Origin of the sequence: Clostridium felsineum DSM 794, from assembly GCF_002006355.2 — a bacterium.
Taxonomy (GTDB): domain Bacteria; phylum Bacillota; class Clostridia; order Clostridiales; family Clostridiaceae; genus Clostridium_S; species Clostridium_S felsineum.
Genome location: NZ_CP096980.1, coordinates 1,873,515 through 1,894,517, shown reverse-complemented (window position 1 = coordinate 1,894,517; position 21,003 = coordinate 1,873,515). Strand labels below are relative to the sequence as shown.

The 21,003-nt window shown below is 31.1% G+C and carries 13 protein-coding genes; all 13 read right to left on the bottom strand.

What is annotated here, in order from left to right:
• Positions 1 to 2 precede the first annotated feature (2 nt).
• The 13 genes from CLFE_RS08845 to CLFE_RS08785 all read right to left on the bottom strand — a co-directional run bounded on the left by CLFE_RS08845 (position 3) and on the right by CLFE_RS08785 (position 20,992).
• The gene (locus CLFE_RS08845; RefSeq protein ID WP_077833454.1) at positions 3 to 1,448 is read right to left on the bottom strand and encodes a ribonuclease E/G; all 1,446 of its coding nucleotides are present in this window, start codon (positions 1,446 to 1,448) and stop codon (positions 3 to 5) included.
• Between the two features lie 31 nt (positions 1,449 to 1,479).
• Positions 1,480 to 2,196, bottom strand: a complete 717-nt coding sequence (locus CLFE_RS08840) for a TIGR03936 family radical SAM-associated protein (RefSeq protein ID WP_077833455.1) — start codon at positions 2,194 to 2,196, stop codon at positions 1,480 to 1,482.
• On the bottom strand, positions 2,165 to 4,033 hold the full coding sequence (locus CLFE_RS08835) for a TIGR03960 family B12-binding radical SAM protein (protein WP_077893739.1): 1,869 nt from the start codon (positions 4,031 to 4,033) through the stop codon (positions 2,165 to 2,167). Before CLFE_RS08835 ends, CLFE_RS08840 begins: the two co-directional genes overlap by 32 nt.
• Before the next feature lie 76 nt (positions 4,034 to 4,109).
• Positions 4,110 to 4,931: a site-2 protease family protein gene (locus tag CLFE_RS08830; protein WP_250944756.1), complete on the bottom strand. Its 822-nt coding sequence runs from the start codon at positions 4,929 to 4,931 to the stop codon at positions 4,110 to 4,112.
• A gap of 61 nt (positions 4,932 to 4,992) precedes the next feature.
• Positions 4,993 to 5,796: a murein hydrolase activator EnvC family protein gene (locus tag CLFE_RS08825; RefSeq protein WP_077852459.1), complete on the bottom strand. Its 804-nt coding sequence runs from the start codon at positions 5,794 to 5,796 to the stop codon at positions 4,993 to 4,995.
• Positions 5,797 to 6,137: 341 nt separating this feature from the next.
• Positions 6,138 to 7,259, bottom strand: a complete 1,122-nt coding sequence (gene rodA / locus CLFE_RS08820; RefSeq protein WP_077893738.1) for a rod shape-determining protein RodA — start codon at positions 7,257 to 7,259, stop codon at positions 6,138 to 6,140.
• A gap of 138 nt (positions 7,260 to 7,397) precedes the next feature.
• Positions 7,398 to 7,670 (bottom strand): cell division topological specificity factor MinE, encoded by a 273-nt coding sequence (minE, locus tag CLFE_RS08815; protein WP_077833460.1) that lies wholly within the window; start codon positions 7,668 to 7,670, stop codon positions 7,398 to 7,400.
• Between the two features lie 15 nt (positions 7,671 to 7,685).
• Positions 7,686 to 8,477, bottom strand: coding sequence for a septum site-determining protein MinD (minD, locus tag CLFE_RS08810; RefSeq protein ID WP_077833461.1), 792 nt, complete (start codon positions 8,475 to 8,477; stop codon positions 7,686 to 7,688).
• 265 nt (positions 8,478 to 8,742) lie between these two features.
• A complete protein-coding gene (minC, locus tag CLFE_RS08805) occupies positions 8,743 to 9,375 on the bottom strand; it encodes a septum site-determining protein MinC (protein ID WP_077893737.1) in 633 nt (210 codons plus the stop codon).
• A gap of 173 nt (positions 9,376 to 9,548) precedes the next feature.
• Positions 9,549 to 12,275: a penicillin-binding transpeptidase domain-containing protein gene (locus CLFE_RS08800; RefSeq protein ID WP_077893736.1), complete on the bottom strand. Its 2,727-nt coding sequence runs from the start codon at positions 12,273 to 12,275 to the stop codon at positions 9,549 to 9,551.
• Between the two features lie 133 nt (positions 12,276 to 12,408).
• Positions 12,409 to 15,141, bottom strand: a complete 2,733-nt coding sequence (locus tag CLFE_RS08795; RefSeq protein ID WP_077893735.1) for a peptidoglycan D,D-transpeptidase FtsI family protein — start codon at positions 15,139 to 15,141, stop codon at positions 12,409 to 12,411.
• A 172-nt stretch (positions 15,142 to 15,313) separates the two neighbouring features.
• Positions 15,314 to 18,067 carry a peptidoglycan D,D-transpeptidase FtsI family protein gene (locus CLFE_RS08790; protein WP_077893734.1) on the bottom strand — a complete coding sequence of 918 codons (2,754 nt, stop codon included), beginning with the start codon at positions 18,065 to 18,067 and terminating at the stop codon, positions 15,314 to 15,316.
• Between the two features lie 174 nt (positions 18,068 to 18,241).
• The gene (locus tag CLFE_RS08785) at positions 18,242 to 20,992 is read right to left on the bottom strand and encodes a peptidoglycan D,D-transpeptidase FtsI family protein (RefSeq protein ID WP_077893733.1); all 2,751 of its coding nucleotides are present in this window, start codon (positions 20,990 to 20,992) and stop codon (positions 18,242 to 18,244) included.
• Positions 20,993 to 21,003: the final 11 nt, after the last annotated feature.

The window sequence follows — 21,003 nt, the reverse complement described above, 5'->3', positions numbered from 1 at the left end:
TTTCATCCATAAATTTTATATTGCTGCATTTTTTCCATGTCGCTTAAAAGTTCTCCAAAATTCATTTTAAATACGTCTACGTTATCCTTATATTCAATATAAACTGATAGCTTATTCGCTCCTATATCGTTAACAAAGCCTTTTACATCTAAAGAGATTTTATTTTTATATCTTTTATCTATTTGAATATAAATATTCTTTGCTTTTTCATGTTCTTCTAAAAATCTTATAATTTTATTTCTCATTAGATTTTTCATATACTCAAAATTAAGCTTGCGTCCACTTCCTAGGCAGCTGTCACATTTTTCTTCAAGATAATCATAAATAGACTTTCCTCTTCTTCTCCTAGCTATCTGTACTATATTAAGTTCTGTAAAAGGATATACTATAGTTTTATTTTTATCATCAAGAAACCCTTCTTTAAGTATATTAATAATTTTAGTTTTTAGATTATCATCACTTACATCTATAAAATCAATAACTATTATTCCGCTTAAATTTCTAAGGATAATTTGCCTTGCAGCTTCTCTTGCAGCCTCTATGTTAGTTAAAAATGCAGTCTTAGCTAGATTAGAATTTTTTATATTTTTTCCTGAATTAACGTCTATTACATACATTGCTTCAGTATTATCTATTACTAAGTACCCCCCACATTTTAACATAACTTTTCTATCTATAAGTTTTATTATTTCCTTTTCAAAGCCATAATATTCCATAAGACTTATTTTGTTTTCATGAAGCTTCAAATTACACTCCATATCATTTTTAGTTGATATATATTTTTCTATGCTGTCAAAATCCTTTTTGTCATTCACTACAACACTTAAATTCTTAACATCAGCATTGTCTCTCATGATTCTTTCTAAGGTCCCACCTGCATTATAGACAATTCCTACCTTACTAGAGTATTCTGCCTTTTTTCTTATATCAACATATATTTTATACAAATTTTCTATTTCGTGATTTATATCCTCTATGCTTACATTTTTTGCATTTGTCCTAATCATTACCCCAACATCACTTGGTTTTTTTATATTTTGCTTTAATTCTTTTATATAATTAACATCAGATATTTTTTTTGAAATATTTATATCCTTGTTTAGGGTAATTATAACTGAATATCTGCCTGGAATAGTTATTGCATTACTTACTTTAGGACCTTTACTACCTATGCTCTCTTTTACTATTTCAACAAGCATTTCATCGCCTTTTTTTATGTTTACATTATTGAACTTACTATCCATGTAGAGGTATCCATTCTTCCCTTTTCCTATGTCAACAAATGCACACTTTATAGCAGGTACTATATTCTTAACAACACCTTTATATATCTGTCCAGAATAAATTTCTTCTCTTTCATCCTCTATAAAGCATTCCTTAAATTCATCATCTTCCTCTACAGCTACTTTCAAAAAATCTGTACATCTTTCGATAAAAATCTTCTTCACTAAAAACACCTCACTGGACTTTTCATAGAAACTAAACGAAATACCTATAAAGTTCCACTAATTTTTTATTTTTAAGTGCATACATTTCAACCCTTTTTATATCTGAAAAGACATTTTCCAGTACTTCACTTGTATGTGTTTTTATGTATTCACATAAAAGGTCTGGGGAAAGATTTTCACGACTTCCTGCAGCTATTAAAGTTTCTACTTCTAAAGTATTTTCTTTTATCTTGTAGGAAATTTTCTTTACCATTCCTTTTATATTAACTATTTTTTCACTTTTTTTAGTCTTTTTAAGTATTGACCAATCTTCACTTTTTATAATCTTTTCAATTTCTTCTTTAAGCTTATCTATATTTTTATAACGTATCTTCATAATATATGTGGCTGCTTCTATTATTGCCATAGAGCTTTCTACTTTCTTACCCGAATCGTAGTACTCTTTTTCTATCTTAATTACATCTACAGCTCTTAAATCGCTAGTCGCCGCATTATTAAAAGCTTCTTTTATCTTGTCTTCAGAAACTTCTTCTTTTAACCTAAGATCAAAATACTCACCTTCCGAGTAAATTCCAACAGAAAGAGGTTGGGCTATTGACATTGACATATGTGGATTAAATCCCTTAGAATATTCAGCAGGAAGTCCAGCTCTTTTTACCGTTCTTTGAATAGCCCTCATTATATCTAGATGTGAAACAAATTTTATATTTGACCCCTTACTGTATTTTATTAAATATCGCACCTTCAAAGCACTTCCCTTCTTTGAAATTCACATTAACACCACAATTTGTACAACCGCCTCTGCAATCTGGTGTAACTACTTCTTCCTTAGCCTTTTCATTTTCTCTTATTAAAAATTCTTTATTTACTCCTATATCTATAAAATCCCAAGGAAGTACTTCATCATAACTTCTATTTCTATAAACATAAAAATCGGGGTCAACATTACATTCTTTAAAGGCTTCCATCCAAACCTCATTATTAAAGTATTCTGACCATCCATCGAACTTTTCTCCCTTTTCAAAGGCACGCACTAAGACATCACAAACTCTTCTATCTCCTCTTGCAAAAGCTGCTTCAAGATAACTTACAGGTGTTTCATGCCAATTATAATTTATCATACGACTTGCTTTAAGTTCATCTCTTAATTCAACTATTTTTTTCCTTACTGACTCTATATTATCCATAGGAGCCCATTGGAATGGTGTAAAAGGTTTAGGTACAAATATTGATGTACTAAGAGTAACCTTAAGTCCTTTTTTTCTCTCTTCCTTTGGCACTTTGTAGTATTCCTCAACTACTTTTTTTCCTAATTCTCCTATACCTCTTACATCATCTATAGTCTCATATGGAAGTCCTATCATGAAATAAAGCTTTATAGTAGTCCAGCCATTTTTAAACGCACTGCTTACTGAGTCAATTAAATTTTGTTCTGTTACACCTTTGTTTATAACGTCTCTCATTCTTTGACTTCCAGCTTCAGGTGCAAATGTAAGACCTGACTTTCTAACCTTTTGAAGTTCTTTTATAAGATCAACTGAAAAAGAATCTATTCTAAGTGAAGGTAATGATACGCTCACATTATCTTCCTTATATTTCTCAATTAAACCATAAACAAGATTTTTAATATCTGAATAATCGCATATGCTAAGAGATGTTAATGACATTTCTTCATATCCAGTATTTTTTATTATTTTATCAGCAAGCTCCATAAGTTTGTCTGTTGTCTTTTCTCTTACTGGCCTATATATCATACCTGCTTGACAAAATCTACATCCTCTTGTACACCCTCTAAAGGTTTCAAGCATAATTCTATCATGTACTATTTCGCTATATGGTACTATAAAATCATCTGGATATACTACATCATTAAAATTTGTTATTATTCTTTTTTTAACCTTCTTTGGAACATCATCATATAAAGGCTTAAATTCTTTTATAGTATTATCCTCATTATAGGATACTTCATAAAGAGATGGCACATACGTTCCTTCAATTTTAGCTGCTAATCTTAAGAACTCTTTTCTAGTTAATTTATCTCTTTTGCACTTCTTATACAAATCAACTAATTCACTTAAATGTTCTTCCCCTTCTCCTAAAGAAAAAATGTCTGCTATATCGTAAAGCGGTTCAGGATTATATGCACATGGTCCACCACAAACAATAATAGGATCATCCTCTCCTCTTTCAGAAGCTCTTACCTTAACTTTTGCAAGATCAAGCATGTTTAATATATTAGTATAGCTCATCTCATATTGAAGTGTAAAAGCTATGAAATCAAAGTTTGTTATAGGATCCTTCGTTTCAAGCGCATAAAGTGGTATATCATTTTCTCTCATTAATTTTTCCATGTCTGGCCATGGTGAAAAAACTCTTTCGCAATAAGTATCCTCTCTCTTATTTAAAACATGGTATAATATCTTCATTCCGAGGTGAGACATTCCAACTTCATATACGTCAGGAAAGCAAAAAGCAAATCTTACATCTACCTTGTTTTTATCCTTTATAACAGAATTAAACTCCCCACCTATATACCTTGCAGGTTTTTCTACTCTAAATAAAACATCATCAATAATGTTATTCATTTATTTTCCTCCTAAAAATCACTCATTTTTATATTCTAACACATAGTTAAAAAAATGTTCAACAATAAAATTCATATTACTCATTGCTCTCCCTTAACTCCACCAATTTTGCAAAGGTAATATTTCCATAATTCTTCAGAGCTTCAAGTATTTCATCCTCATATATTACATCAATAACTCTCATCTCTTTGTCTAAAACTGTTATTACTGTGTATTTATTTTTATCTACTACTTTTAATGCATTTAAGAGATTATTTTCCACAGAAACAGAAATCATCCTATTTTCAATATACCCTTTTCGTAAAAATATTATTTTTTTTCTTACTATATCGCCCATAACAATATAAACCATCCTTCCCTTCTCCTTAAAAGAACAGAACAGTATAAAGAAAGCAACTATCAACATATTGAAATTTTTTACGTTAAAGAAAAAACTAAAAATTGAAATTATAAGAAATATTACTCCTATGAATATGCTTACATATATACTTATCTCACTTGCATTTCTATAAGTAATTTTTTCAGACAGTATATTTTTTAAAATTCTACTACCATCTAGCGGATATGCAGGCATTAAATTAAAAATACCCAGCGATAAATTTGTAACATATAGCGAATAATATACACTTCTGCCGCTATCTTTAAATATAACATAAAAAATAACTGCCAGAATCAAGTTTAAAATAGGTCCAGATAAAGAAATAATAATATCTTCCTTTTGAGTTGCATAATCAATATTTTTAAGCTTAAGTACTGCACCAAAAGGCAATATTTCTACATCGAAACCGCTGAACCCAAATATTCTGGCAGTTACATAATGTGTAATTTCATGTATAATAACTAAAATAATAACACTAAAAAGTTCGCCTCTAAACCCTATAAAAAATAAAATTATCATATATGGAATAAAGTATTTGCTTAATTTAAACAATTAATCACTCCGAAACATTGCTTTAGTACTAATTAAATGTAAAATAATCTTCTGGATTCTGATTTTCTCCCATATACATTATTTCAAAATGTAAATATGATTTAGTTTTTTCATCATTCTTTTTTACCTTACCTAAAACTTCTCCTTTAGTAACTCCATCACCTTTTTCAACCTCAAAAGAATCCATATTGGAGTATTTACTTTCAATACCATCACCATTATCTACCAAAATATACTTTCCAAAGTTTTTATCCTCTCCTACTTTTTCAACTGTTCCATCATATACGGTTTTCACATCTGAATCTTTTAAAACTTCGATATCTACACCATTGTTTATTCCTTCATTTCCTGAAATACCTTTATCCTTATCTTTAAAACCAGAAACAACTTTTCCTTTAAGTGGCACGGTATATTCCTGCTTTATTTTTGTAGAAAAGGTCTTTTCACCTGTTATTTTTGACCTTAAATTTTCAATATACCCAACCGACTGGTTTTTGATAGAATCAACATTTATGTTATTAGCATAAGCTTCCACCTCATTTAAGTTAATGCCCTCAATATAAGAAAGGGTTTCTTCATAATTATAATTGTAAGAAAGAGTGTATTTAATATAATCACAAATAGATTTAGTTTCTGGTGTTACAACTTGCCTCAATCCTAATATTAGTATGAACATTACTAAAGTTCCTACCAGTTGAAATTCCAATTTTTTTATTATCCATCCCCCGAAATTGCCTTTCTTTATCCCTCCTCCATAATAACTATTAGTTCTACTTCCCCTACTTTGTAAATTCCTATAATAATTTTCGTACTGAGAATTGTAATTTCCCATTTTATCCTCCCTTAATACTTTAGTTAACCTATTGAAGCCTTGAAATTTATGTTTATTTAGCTTTACAAACATATAACTTCTAAAATTAGTAACAAAATAATTAAAAGGCTGCTTCAAAATGGAGCTTAGATTTTTAATTATCCTCTTTAAAAATCATTTTCCAGAAACAACCTCTTAAATTAATTTCCTTGTATATATATATTTTATTTTTTATCTTTTATTACTTACATTAGGTTTTATAATAAAAAAACTTAGCAATTAAAATAAAAAAATACCTCCTAGAACAGACATTTTTAATTGTCTCTTTTAGGGGGTACATTTTACTATTTAAAAGTTTTTTATTAGAAGTTAATTTTATTCTTTCTTATTCCTATACTAAGTACAATACCAATAGATATAAAAGCGGTAAACATAGCACTTCCTCCATAACTCATAAATGGAAGTGTAAGTCCTGATATTGGTGCTATTCCTATGGTCATTCCCATGTTTTGATATATTGAGAATAAAAGCGTTGACGCCATACCAACACAAAATACTTTTCCAAAGGTATCCTTTGAATTTTTAGACATTTTAATAATCCTGTATATTAAAATAATATAAAGAAGCATTAGTACTATTGCACCAATTAGTCCCCATTCCTCTCCAACTACAGAAAATATGAAATCCGTGTAGTTTTCAGGAATATATCCGCCTTGTATCTGAGTTCCTTTTAAGAAACCTTTTCCAAGTATACCGCCAGAACCTATAGCTATTTGAGATTGAATCAATTGAAGTCCTGTGGAAGAACTATATTGCTCTGGATTCAAAAAGGTTGTCAGTCTTGCCTTCCAGTATTGCTGCATAAGTGAGGTGTTCCAAATTCCAACCACTGCAACTATAATACCAAATATTCCACCTAAAATAACCCTCAAGTCTAGTCCTGCTACAAAAACAATTCCAAGTACTGTAAAGAAATACACCATTGCCATTCCCATATCCGGTTGAATTAAAACAAGTGCTGTAGGCACTGCTGCGTATAACAATATTATAAAAAAGTTCTTTACAGTGTTTATTCCATCCTTCATACCATCTAATCTCTTTGCTAGTATAATGACTAAAGCAACCTTTGCAAATTCAGAAGGTTGAATAGCTCTTTGACCGATAGCAATCCATCCTGTAGCACCATTTCTTGTACTTCCAAAGAAATCATTAATTATAAGAAGCACAATAGATAATCCATATATAATCTCGGCATAGTTTTTAAAAAAATTATAATCCATTTTAATTATTAGGTATATAGCAATTAACCCCATCACGCACCATATTAGTTGAAGTTCCCAAGTATTTGAAAGTGAGCTAATTCTATGAACTGCACTGTAAATATTGAGTGAACTATATATAGCAATTACTATGGGTATTATCAATATTAAAAAATCTATTTGTTTTAGTTCTCTTTTATCAATTTTTAGTTTATTTAATATCATGTCTTCTCCCTCCACTTTTATGATTATACCACAAAAAAAAGAAAAAGCTATGCACTTATATTAGAGTTCTATACACAAATAATTAATTTACTGTAAACAACTTTGAATATAGACATACACAGCCTTCTAATTATAACTCTATTGTTTTCTAGTTTTCATAGATCTAATAGGTATATTTGCAATTAACGCTGGAGAGTTTCCTTCTTCCACATCAGTTCTAGTAAGCTTTACTTCAATATCAGAATTATCTATCTCTACATATTTTGTAATTACATTTAAGATTTCTCCTTTTATAAGCTCTAATAATTCAGGAGATAAATCTGCTCTATCATGTATGAGTATTAACTTTAATCGTTCTTTAGCAACTTGCTTGGACGAATTTTTTCCAGAAAAAAAACTAAACAAATCCATATTCCCTACCTCCTATTATTTATTAAATAGTTTTTTAATTGTTGCAATAAATCCTGTTGGGGTTTCATATTTTTCAAAAGGAACCTCTTCACCAAGAACTCTTCTAGCAATATCTCTAAATGCCTTGCCTGCGTTGGCAGTTTGGTTTAATACTATAGGCTCTCCTTTATTAGTAGATACTGTTATTTGCTTATCATTTGGAACTACACCTATAAGCTTTATAGCAAGATTATCTATAACGTCTTCAATACCAAGCATATCTCCACGCTTAACCATTTCATAATCAATTCTATTTACAATAACTTGATGATCTTCTATTCCTTTAGCATCTATTTTGCCAATAACTCTATCTGCATCTCTTACAGATGTAACCTCTGGATTAACAACAATTATTGCCCTATCTGCACCAATTACAGCATTCTCAAAGCCCTGTTCAATTCCTGCCGGACAGTCTATAATAACATAATCGAACTCTTCTTTAAGCTCATTTACTAATTTAAGCATTTGCTCTGGCTTTACATCATTTTTATCTCTTGTTTGCGCTGTAGGAAGTAATGCCAAATTTTCATAATGCTTATCCTTAATTAACGCTTGCTTTAATCTACAATTTCCCTCTACTACATCAAGAAGCGTAAATACTATTCTATTTTCAAGACCCATAAGAACATCTAAATTTCTAAGACCTGTATCACCGTCAACTAATACAACCTTTTTTTTCATTGCTGCAAGTGCTGTACCAATATTGGCAGTAGTTGTAGTCTTTCCAACTCCGCCCTTTCCAGATGTTATTACTATAGCTTCTCCCATTAATATTACCTCCATTAAATATATTTGTTAGGCGAATTTTATATATGTATAAACATTTTATTTTATTTACATAATATTCTTAAGAATTTTTCACACACTATAAATAATTCTACAAAAAGCAAAAAAACCCTTTTATTATTCGTTATTGTTTAATTTTTAGTCTAAGTTTTATTTATAAATCTCCAAAATAAAAGTAAATTTAATCCATAGTTGGATAATTAGTCATAACATAAAAAAATGAGGATATCTCCTCATTTTTGAATCTTTATATAAATTTATTAGGAGAATATGGTTCAACTATTATAGAATCTCCTTTAAGTCTTGCTACTTCTGGATAATCAGGTTTACTGTCATCCTCTGGCGCTCTAGAAATTCTATTTGAAATTTGAAGTATTTTAGGTTCAAGCCTTAAGGCAGCAATTATAGCTTTTTCATTTCCGCTAAATCCAGCATGTACATCCCCTCTTAATACACCAAAAACAATTATATTTCCACCAGCATAAATTTCCGAACCAGGGTTAGCATCTCCTACTATAACTACATTTCCTGAATATCTAATAATCTGCCCACTTCTTATAGTCCTTCTTAAAAATTTAGTTCTTCCCTCATAAATTCCACTAAATACCTTGTTTTTCTTTTCATCACTATCTTCAAAAATACAATCCTTTATCAAAAATTCATCAAATAAAACATCCTTAAGCCTTCTTGTATTTCTTTCATCTATTTCCCTCAGCTGTGTAGTGATCTTTAGTGTACATCCTTTGTAAAATCTTTTTCCCTTGGATAGCTTTTCTATAAAAGTCTCCAACATTTCATCAAAATCTTTGAAACTATTTATATTTATTATTACATTTAATCCCTCTTTATTTCCCTTAATAGTTATTCCGTCCCTAATCATACCAACCCTCCACACATCCTATACTAAGTAGCTAATTCTAAATATAGGGAAAATATCGAAATGACTTTCTTCGATTATAATATAATTCAACATTTTTTTGTAAATTCCTTCTTTTATTATTCATTTTCCGCATACAAAACTAACAAAATTGTAGCTTCTTTGATTATCATCTACTATCTTTCAAGTGTCTTATTGTTTTCACTGTAATTCTCAGGTTTTGCATCTACATCCACATCAAATTTAAAATTTTTCTCTTTTAATACATCTTTAAAATAAGCTTCATACATGTCTTTAGCAATATTAGTAATTCCGCTTCCAAATCCACCATCAAATACCACAGTAGCTACTGCTATTCTAGGATCTTTTCTAGGAGCAAAACCAACATAAACAGCATAGGAGGTTCTTTTTATTGCCTTTTCAGTATCAATACTATAAGGATCTGCTGTTCCTGTTTTTCCAGCTGTTAATATTGGAAATTTAGCGAAGGTACCACTAGCAGTACCGCTATCATCAACTGCATTCATTCCTTCCTTCACCACATCTATAGTGGATTTTTTAATTGCTGCATCCTCTACAACTTCCGGCCTATTTTCATACACTACTTTTCCATCTACATTAGTAATTCTATCTATAAGATGAACTTTATATCTCTTTCCATTACTAGCTATGGTGGCAACATAATTAGCAAGTTGAAGTGGTGTGAACTCATTAATTCCTTGACCTATAGCTGCTCCATAAATATTGGATGTAGTAGTAGCTTGATTGTACTGATCCTCTTCTACCTTAACTATTGAACTTGCAATATACTCTATATCTGACTTTGAAATTTTTTTATTCTTGTACATGCTATCTGTATTCACAAGTTTGTCTATAAGATTCTCTATTTTATTTTTATCAAATTTCCCTGTACTTATAGATGTTTTTATATTATCCTTTATTGCTATTTTTAAGTTTGAAAGCTGTTTTGAATCACTATCACTAGTGTACAAATCTATAGATATACCTTTTAAATATTTTTCGTTTTTAAGTTCCTCCATTATAAACCACTGACCCTGCTGAGCAAAGCTATTTTTACTGGTATAAGTATTGTATACCTGCCCAAAGTTTTCCTTAATCTCTATTCCAGTAGAAGGATTTACATTGGACTCTGGTGGTACTCCAAGTCCAAACTTCCATGCATACTTTGCCAAAACATTACTGCCACATTTTTGTCTTAAATATTTTCCAACTGTCATAAAATATGTATTACTCGACTTTGATATAGCAGTTATTAAATTATTAGTTCCTTGTGGTCCATCTGCTTTAAACTCTGCTTTATAATTTCCATCTATAAAATATCCAGGATCATCAATCTTTGTATCTTTTGTTATAACTCCAGTTTCAAGACCTGCTACAGCTGTTAATAATTTAAAGGTTGACCCTGGTGGTATCAATGACAATGTTGCATAATCATAAAGAGGCTTTGGAAGATAGTCATATTTATCAATCCTTACTCCCCCAACTTTAGGAAACAAGGTATTATAAAGTTCCTCTGGCACATTCATATCTTTTGCTTTTGAAAGGATATCGCTCAAAAAATATTTTTCTATTACATCATTGGAAATACCACTTGGATTCGAAAAATCGTTAGGGTTAAAATTTGGTACAGATGCTAAAGCTATCACTCCTCCTGTTTTTACATCTATAGCAACAGCTGCTCCCCTTGTAGCATTCCCCAAATATGCAGTGCCAGAATTAGTAACTGTAGATTTTCGCTGTCTAAGCCTTGCCATTGTATTTATCAAGGATTGTTCTGCCGCATATTGCACATCTTTGTTTATAGTAAGTTGTACATTTTGACCTGGATATGGATCTTTTTTTGCAATCTCACCAGTTATTTTCCCATACTTATTTACATCAACTATTTTTCCTCCAGAAGTACCTCTCATTCTATTCTCAAGAGCCGCTTCTATTCCTGTCATTCCTATTAAATCAGTATTAACATCATAACCTTTTTCCTTATACGCATCTATTTCTTTAGAATTTGAAGGTGTTATTTTACTTATATATCCTAAAACATTTGATGCTAGTTTACCATACGGATAATATCTTATAGGTTCTACTGATATATTTATTCCCATAAGTTCATTTGATTTTTGTAGAATCTCAAAAGCTGTAGCTTCTTTTACATTCTTTGCTATGACAACTGGTTTATATCCTGAATAAATATTCATTTTAACTGCATCTTTAACTACCATAAACCTTCTTAAATCTTCCAAATCACAAATTTTAATTATTTTTTGTCCGCCAACTGTTATTGAGTATTTTTTAGGAATTTCATAATATGTAATCAATTTCTCAAAAGCTTCTTTGGCTGATATTTTAAGCAGCTTATCATCTACTTGTTTTTTTTCACACTCTGTAAGTTCTATTTCTCTCCTTTTTCCTTTGTACATATTTTTTATAATATCTTCCTCAAAGCCTCTATCCTTTAGAAATCTGAGCTTCATCCTTTTTATTTTTTCTATATCTGATGTATTGAAATCAAACCTATATCCGCCATCAAGCTTAAGTTCAAATTTGTCATTTTGCTTTTCACCATTTTTATCTAAAATATAAAATACCTTAGCTGCCGTATTATAGAACTCTGTCTTATTATCATCAGTTTGAATATATGTAATATTAAAACTTTGTTTATTGGTTGCCAAAACCGTTTGGGTAGCATCTATTATTTGTCCTCTTGGTGCAAACTCTTTTATAAATCTATGTGAGGCAATGTTTGCCTTTGCTTTATACAAAACACTTCGAGTTATTTGAAGATTTATAAGCTTAAACGTAATGCATAAAAAAAGTAGTATCCCTACAGCCATTAGAACATCACATCTATAAACTATTTTTTTGGATTTTACTCTTTTTTTCATCTATTTTACATCCCTTCTCAAAGAAGAACTTTTATAATATTATTTCCATGAGAAGATAAATTATGTAACATCTATATAATAAAAAAACTCACAGCATTTTAAACTGCGAGTTTTTTTATGGAAAATACTATAATTATTTATTTTGATTATCATCAATTTCAGGCTTTGCATCAACATCTGTATCAAAATTGAAATTATATTTTTGTTTAAGTTCATTTTTGAAATAAGCTTCATACATATTTTTCCCAATTGAGGTAATTCCTGTACCAAAGCCACCGTCAAATACAACTGTTGCTATAGCTATCTCGGGGTTATCTCTAGGTGCAAAACCAACATAGAGGGCATAAGAAGATCTCATTATACTTCTTTCAACCTCTGAACTATACGGATCTGCCGTTCCTGTCTTTCCTGCCGCTGGTATTGGGAATGTATCAAAAGCTCCTGCTGCTGTACCTCTATCATTAACTGCATTCATTCCCTCTTTTACTGCTGCAATATTTGCCTTACTAACACCTGTATCTTCAACTACCTCTGGCCTATTTTGATATACAACCTTTCCACTGGCATCTGTAACCTTATCTACAAGATGTACCTTGTACCTTTTCCCTCCATTAGCTATAGTTGCAATATAATTTGCAAGTTGAAGTGGTGTAAACTCATCTATACCCTGTCCAATAGATGCATTATAAATATTGTAAGGTAACGTTGCTTGAGAATATTCATCTGCCTCATCATGTACTATACCACTAGTAAAAGCATCTATATCTGCTTTTGAAAATGTCTTACCCTTATATGATGGATCTTTACTTATAAGATTTTCTATAAGATCTTCCATTTTACTTCTATTGGGTTTTCCTGTAAATATAGAATCCTTTATATTTGCCTTTATAGAAGCTTTAAGATCAGAAACAGCTTTAGAATCATTATCTCCTGTATAGAGGTTTAGAGATGATCCTTTAAGATATTGACCCTGTTGAAGCTTCTCCATTATATTCCATTCGCCCTGTTGTCCAAAGCTATTCTTACTAGTATATGAATTATATACCTGTCCAAAATTTTCCTGAATTTCTATTCCAGTAGATGGATTTATGTTAGAATTTGGAGGCACACCTAAGCCAAATTTCCAAGCATATTTAGCTAAAATATCACTTCCATAGGCTGCCCTTAACCTCTGCCCTACTGTCATAAAATATGCATTACTTGATTTTGCTATGGCCCCTATTAAATTATTATTTCCTTGAGGTCCATCTGCTTTAAACTGAGGATTATATCCCATTCCATCATTAAAAAAGCCTTCATCATCAATTGTGGTATTTCTTGTTATAACACCAGTTTCAAGACCTGCTATAGCCGTTAGTGGTTTAAAAGTTGAACCTGGCGGTATTAATGAGAGTCTAGAATAATCATAAAGATTCTTTGCAAGATAATCATACTTATCAATTCTTACATTTTTATCACTTTTGCTTACAGGAAATAAGGTATCATAAAGGTTCTCTGGAACCCCTATAGCTTTTGCTTTAGCAATTACATCCGTAGAAAAATATTTTTCTATAGCTTCTTTTGAAAGACCATTTGGATCTGAAAAATCATTAGGATTAAAGTTAGGCTCAGTTGCTAAAGCCAAAACCCCACCGGTTTTTACATCTATTGCAACAGCCGCTCCTCTTGTAGCATTTTCAGTATAAGATACCCCACTGCCTGAACTTGTAGAGCCCTTCTTCCTTAAATCAGCCATAGTATTTAGAAGTGATTGTTCTGCTGCATACTGTACATCTTTATTTATTGTAAGCTGCACATTTTGACCTGGATATGGATCTTTTTTAGCAAGCTCGTCTGTAATTTTTCCCTGCTTATTTACCTCAACAATTCTTCCACCAGAGGTTCCCTTAAGCCTATCCTCAAGTGCTGACTCTATACCAGATGTACCAATTAAATCAGTATTTACATCATAGCCCCTTTCCTTGTAGTTATCTGACTCACCAGCGCTTGCAGGTGCTATTTTACTTATATAACCTAGAACATTTGATGCAAGTTTTCCATAAGGATAATACCTTATAGGATCAACTGTTACATCTATTCCTCCAAGTTCATTTGCCTTTTGAAGAATAGTAAATGACGTATCTTGTTTTACATTGCTCGCTATTGTAACTGGTTTATATCCCGAATAAGTATTCATTTTCACTGCATCTTTTACTGCCATAAATCTTCTAACATCATTAACATCACAATTCTTTTTTATAGTTTGTCCATCTATTGTTACCTTATATGCTTTTGGTATTTTATAATTTTTAACAAGGGTTTCAAAAGCTTTCTTTGGCGAAATCTTAAGAAGCTCATCATTAACTTTTGCAACTTGTGAAGAATCTAGGTCACTTTCTTTTGATTTGCCTTTATATAATTTTTTTATAATGCCTTCTTCAAAACCTCTATCCTTAAGAAATCTAAGCTGCATTTTTCTTGTTTCGCCATCATCTGTAGTACTAAAATCAAATCTATAATCATTATCATCTACCTTAAGTGCAAAACTATCATTTTGCTTTTCACCATTTTTATCCAATATATAAAATAACTTAGCCATTATATTATAAAAATCACTATTGTTATTCTCAGTTTGAAGATATGTTACATCAAAGCTTTGCTTATTTGTTGCAAGAGTAGCTCCAGTCGAATCTGTTATTTCTCCTCTTGGGGCTGCTTCTTTTATAAATTTATGTGCTGTATTATTAGCCTCTGCCTTATAAGAATCACTCTGTACTATTTGAAGATTTACAAGTTTAATAGTAATTGCCAAAAACACTAATATGACTACTACCCTTAACGCATTTATTCTATTAAATATTTTTTTAAATTTTATTCTTCTTCTCATAACAATTACTACCTTCTCCATAATATTATTTTTAAATATACACTAAAACTAAATTAAAACATTTTTGAGCGCTATATAAAATTATACCTTAAATGTAATATATTGTAAATAAATTTCTATAATAAAAGCCATGTACAGTAACTTATAACATCACTATACATGGCCTATTGTATTAGTTTTGAGTTTGCGTTTGATTATTTCCTGTAGTTGTGGCATCAGTTTCTGGTTTTGCATCTACATCTGTATCAAAATTAAAGTTAAGTTGTTTAAGTTGATTTTTAAAGTAAGCTTCATATATACTTTTAGAAATTTGTGCAATACCAGTACCAAATCCACCATCAAATACAACTGTTGCTACTGCTATTTGTGGATTATCTCTAGGTGCAAATCCAACATAAACTGCATAGGAAGATCTCATTATGCTTTCTTCAACCTCTGGAGAATAAGGATCAGCTGTTCCTGTTTTTCCTGCTGCTTGTATTGGGAAATTAGCAAAAGCCCCTGCCGCTGTACCTCTATCATTAACTGCATTCATTCCATTCTTTACTGCATCTATAGTCGACTGCTTAACCTGAGTATCCTCAATCACCTCTGGCTTATTTTGATATACAAGCTTACCACTTGCATCTGTTACTTTATCTACAAGGTGTACTTTATACCTTTTTCCACCATTGGCTATAGTTGCAATATAATTTGCAAGTTGAAGAGGTGTAAACTCATCTATACCTTGACCAATGGCTGCATTGTATACATTAAACGGAAGTGTTGCCTGTGTGTAATCATTCGTCTCTTCAGTTACAATTGAACCTGCAATAGCTACTAAATCCGCCTTTGAAAATGTCTTTCCTTTATAAAGTGGATCATTACTTACAAGCTGAGTTATGAGGTCTTCTGTTTTATCTCTATCAAATTTTCCATTGAAAATAGAAGTTTTTATATTATCTTTTATTGCTGCCTTTAAGGAAGAAATCTGCTTTGAATCATTATCACCAGTATATAAATTTATAGAAATTCCCTTAGAATATTTTCCTGCCTGAAGATTTTCCATTATACTCCATTGACCTTGTTGACCAAAATTATTTTTATTTGTATAAGAATTATATACTTGTCCAAAGTTTTCCTGAATTTCTATTCCTGTAGATGGAGTTACGTTAGAATTTGGCTGTACTCCAAGTCCAAACTTCCAAGCGTATTTTGCTAGTATATCACTTCCACCCTTTTGTCTTAAACGCTGACCAACCGTCATAAAATATCCATTACTTGATTTCGCTATAGCTGTATTTAAATCTACATATCCCATATATCCATCAGCTTTAAATTGAGGGTTAAATCCCATCCCATCGTTAAAACTACCCGGATCATATATAGTTTCATATTGATTTATAACTCCTGTTTCAAGCCCAGCTACAGCTGTAAGTGGTTTAAATGTTGATCCTGGTGGTATTAATGACAGTGTTGCATAATCATAAAGCGGCTTTGCAAGATAATCGTATTTATCAATTCTAGTATTACTGTTACTTTTACTTACAGGAAATAAAGTGTCATAAAGACTTGCTGGAACTCCTGCAGCCTTAGCTTTAGCAATAACATCTGTCGAAAAATATTTTTCAGTAGCTGTCTCTGAAAGTCCATTTGGATCTGAAAAATCATTAGGATTAAAGTTAGGAACAGATGCTAGGGCTAAAACTCCACCAGTTTTTACATCTATTACAACTGCTGCTCCTCTTGTTGCATTTCCTAAGTACGTAGATCCACTTGCACTATTAGAAGATCCCTGCTTTCTTAAATCTGCCATAGTATTTATAAGCGATTGCTCTGCTGCATACTGCACATCTTTATTTATTGTAAGCTGTACATTTTGACCTGGATATGGATCTTTTTTAGCAAGTTCGTCCGTTATCTTTCCTTGCTTATTAACCTCTACAATCCTTCCACCAGAGGTTCCCTTAAGTCTATCCTCAAGTGACGCCTCTAGTCCAGTTGTACCTATTAAATCACTATTTACATCATAACCTTTTTCTGTATAGCTTTTAGATTGTTCTGCACTTGAAGGTGTTATTTTACTTATATATCCTAAAACATTAGATGCCAATTTATCATAAGGATAGTATCTTATAGGGTCAACTGAAACATCTATTCCTGGAAGTTCATTTGCTTTTTGAAGAATAGTAAATGAAGTTTCTTGCTTTACATTACTAGCTATTGCAACCGGTTTATATCCAGAATAACTATTCATCTTAACTGCATCTTTTACAACCATAAATCTTCTAACATCATTAACATCACAATTCTTTTTTATAGTTTGTCCATCTATTGTTATCTTGTATGATTTTGGTATTTTATAGTTTTTAACAAGGGTTTCAAAAGCTTTCTTTGGCGAAATTTTAAGAAGTTCATCATTAACTTTTGTAACCTGTGAAGAGCTTATATCACTTTCCTTCGATTTACCTTTATATAATTTTTTTATAATATCCTCTTCAAATCCCCTATCTTTAAGGAACCTAAGCTGCATTTTTCTTATTTCATTCTCATCTGTAGTACTGAAATCAAATCTATAACCACTATCATCAACTTTAAGTCCAAAACTATCATTTTGTTTTTCACCATTTTTATCTAAAATGTAAAATAATTTAGACATTGTATTATAAAAATCATTTTTATTATCCTCTGTTTGAAGATATGTAACATCAAAGCTTTGCTTATTTGTTGCAAGAGTAGCTCCTGTAGAGTCTGTTATTTCTCCTCTTGGTGCAGCTTCTTTTATAAACTTATGTGCTGTATTATTAGCCTGAGCCTTATAAGAATCACTTTGTACTATTTGTAAATTTATAAGTTTAATAATAATTGCCAAAAACACTAATATTACTACTAATCTTAAAGCATTTATCCTATTAAATATTTTTTTTAGTTTTATTCTTCTTTTCATAACAACTACTACCTTCTTTATAACATTATTTTCATATATGTATTAAAATTAAATTCAAAGCATTTTTAATCATTATATAAAAATTATACTTTGTATGTAATATACTGTCAATAAAAACCATAAATTAAAGACCACAAATATTGACTATATATCAATATTCATGGTCTATTTATGCTAATTTTGAGTTTCAGTTTGATTATTTGTCGTAGTTGCTGCATCTGTTTCTGGCTTTGCATCTACATCTGTATCAAAATTAAAGTTAAGTTGTTTAAGTTGATTTTTAAAGTAAGCTTCATATATACCTTTAGCAATTTGAGTAGTATTACCTCCAAATCCACCATCAAATACAACTGTTGCTACTGCAATTTCTGGATTATCTCTAGGTGCAAAACCAACATAAACCGCATAGGATGATCTCATTATACTTGCTTCAACATCTGAACTATAAGGGTCAGCTGTACCAGTTTTACCCGCTGCTTGTATTGGGAAATTAGCAAAAGCTCCAGAAGCTGTACCTCTATCGTTAACTGCATTCATTCCATTCTTAACCGCATCTATAGTAGATTGTTTAACCTGCGTATCCTCAATCACTTCCGGCTTATTTTGATACACAACCTTTCCACTGGCGTCTGTTACCTTATCTACAAGATGTACTTTATACCTTTTTCCACCATTGGCTATAGTTGCAATATAATTTGCAAGTTGAAGTGGTGTAAACTCATCTATACCCTGACCAATAGCTGCATTGTATACATTAAATGGAAGCGTTGCTTGCGTATAATCATTTGTCTCCTCAGTTACAATTGAACTAGCAATAGCCTCTGTATCTGCTTTTGAAAATGTTTTTCCTTTATAAAGCGGATCAGTACTTATAAGTTGACTAATAAGGTCTTCAGTTTTATCTCTGTCAAATTTCCCACTGGAAATTGAAGTTTTTATGTTATCCTTTATTGCCGCCTTTAAGGAAGAAAGCTGCTTTGAATCATTATCACCAGTATATAAATTTATTGAAATTCCTTTAGCGTATTTTCCTGCCTGAAGATTTTCCATTATACTCCATTGACCTTGTTGACCAAAATTATTTTTATTTGTATAGGAATTATATACTTGTCCAAAATTTTCCTGAATCTCTATTCCGGTAGATGCTGTTATATTAGAATTAGGTTGTACTCCAAGTCCAAATTTCCAAGCATATTTTGCCAGTATATCACTTCCACCTTTTTGTCTTAAAAGCTGACCAACCGTCATAAAGTATCCATTACTTGATTTTGCTATAGCATTTGTTAAATCGTTATAGCCAAGATAACCATCAGATTTAAATTCAGTTTTAAAACCCATTCCATCATTAAAACTACCTGGATCGTAAATAGTTGTATATGGTGTTATAACCCCAGTTTCAAGACCAGCTATAGCTGTAAGGGGCTTAAATGTTGATCCCGGTGGTATTAATGAAAGCGTTGCATAATTATACAAAGGCTTTGCAAGATAATCGTATTTATCAACTCTAGTATTGCTGTTACTTTTACTTACAGGAAACAGAGTGTCATAAAGACTTGCTGGAACTCCTGCAGCCTTAGCTTTAGCAGTAAGATCTGTTGAAAAATATTTTTCAGTAGCCGCCTCTGAAAGACCATTAGGATCTGAAAAATCATTAGGATCAAAGTTAGGCACAGATGCTAAAGCCAAAACCCCACCAGTCTTTACATCTATTACAACCGCAGCTCCTCTTGTAGCATTTCCTAAGTAAGAGCTTCCTCCATTAGTTGTAGAATATCCCTGTGCTCTTAGCTTTGCCATAGTATTTATAAGGGATTGCTCTGCTGCATACTGCACATCCTTATTTATTGTAAGCTGTACATTTTGACCTGGATAAGGATCTTTTTTAGCAAGTTCATCTGTTATCTTTCCTTGCTTATTTACTTCTACAATTCTTCCACCAGATGTACCCTTAAGTCTATCCTCAAGTGCTGCTTCTAATCCAGTAGTACCTATTAAATCGCTATTTACATCATAACCTTTTTCTGTATAGCTTTTAGATTGCTCTGCACTAGAAGGTGTTATTTTACTTATATATCCTAAAACATTAGAAGCTAATTTATTATAAGGATAGTATCTTATTGGATCCACAGATACGTCTATTCCTGGAAGTTCATTTGCTTTTTGAAGAATAGTAAATGAAGTTTCTTGCTTTACATTACTAGCTATAGCAACTGGCTTATAACCAGAATAGCTGTTCATTTTAACTGCATCTTCAACAACCATAAATCTTCTAAGGTCATTTACATCACAATTTTTACTTATTGTTTGACCATCAATACTTATTTTATAACTTTTAGGTATTTTATAGTTTTTAACAAGCGTTTCAAAGATTTTCTCTGGTGTGATTTTTAAAAGCTCATTATTTACATTTTCTTTCTGCTGACTGGTTAAATCATCTTCCTTTGATTTTCCCTTATAGAGCTTTTTTATAATTGGCTCTTCAAAACCTCTATCCTTTAAAAATCTAAGCTGCATTTTTTTTATCTCATCTGGATCAGTTGTATTAAAATCTAATTTATATTCATTAGCATCAACCTTAAGTGCAAAGCTGTCATTTTGCTTTTCACCATTTTTATCTAAAATATAAAATACTTTAGCAACCGTGTTATAAAAATTATTCTTATTGGTGCTGGTTTGAAGATACGTAACATCAAAACTTTGCTTATTTGTTGCAAGAAGTGTTCCCGTTGAGTCAGTTATCTCTCCTCTTGGCGCCATTTCTTTTATAAATCTATGCGCTGTACTGTTAGCTTTTGCTTTATAAGAATCAGTTTGTACTATCTGAAGATTTACCAGTTGTGCAATAATACCTGAAAAAACAAGCAGTACAACTACCATTAAAGCATTAAATCTATTGAATATCTTCTTCAGTTTTCTTTTTTTCATTGGTTTCTACT